Source organism: Staphylococcus sp. EG-SA-2 (genome assembly GCF_017152085.1).
Genome location: NZ_JACYHC010000967.1, coordinates 1 through 868, shown reverse-complemented (window position 1 = coordinate 868; position 868 = coordinate 1). Strand labels below are relative to the sequence as shown.

Below are 868 nucleotides of genomic sequence, written 5' to 3'. Positions count from 1 at the left end.
AATATTATTTTACCTGCTTTAATTGGTGTCATTGTAATACTAGTTGGTAATGTTGGCGTCTTTTTTATTTGCAGTATATTGCTATTTTTAGGATTTATTTTTAATGCACTTTTAAAATATACAAATAACAACATGATTGATAGACACTCAAAAGAAGATTTTTCTGAAACTTGGGAATTCTTGAAACAATCTAAAGAAATTCCATTTATCATAATCATCCAATTTGCCTGCATATTGATTAATACTGGCCTTTGGCGTGTTGCATTACCATTGTTTATTTCCAATATATTAAAAGAGGGCGTTGGTGTATATGGACTAGCTACATCATGTTTAGGTATAGCATCTTTATTAATGTCATTGATTATGGGTTTACTATCAGAAAAACGATTAATCTTTAAATTTAGTATTGGTGTTTTAGTTTGGGGGATTGGCTTATCGATAATTAATGTGTTTCCAAGTGTGGCGATACTATATATAGGTGCAACATTAGTGGGACTTGGACAATCTATAGAGGGACTAACAAGATCAGTTGCCATTCAAATAAAAACGCCAAATCATTTGATGGGGAAAGTATTTAGTATCTCATCTACATCGAATTACGCAGCGGATACATTATCTTAGGACTGATAAGTTTAATTATACCTTTACTAAGCTTAAGTAATATATTTATATCAGGAGGTGCAATTATTTCAATGCTTAGCTTAGCTGGGTTAAAGTTTGTTAAGAAGTCTATGCAAACAAAATAGAATTTTAATCAATGCTATTAAGGTGGGAATTGAAATGAAATATAAAATTAGTTTGGCTTATAATTTAGCAATTATAATAGGGTCGCTAATTATATTATGTATACTAATATCTAGAGGTTATG

Annotated in this window: 2 pseudogenes; both read left to right on the top strand. The window is 30.0% G+C overall.

Annotated features, from left to right (window positions below):
• Nucleotides 1–746, top strand: a pseudogene (locus IDG60_RS16735) (MFS transporter); the annotation flags it as partial.
• Nucleotides 718–868, top strand: a pseudogene (locus tag IDG60_RS22700) (hypothetical protein); the annotation flags it as partial. The pseudogenes IDG60_RS16735 and IDG60_RS22700, both read left to right, overlap by 29 nt.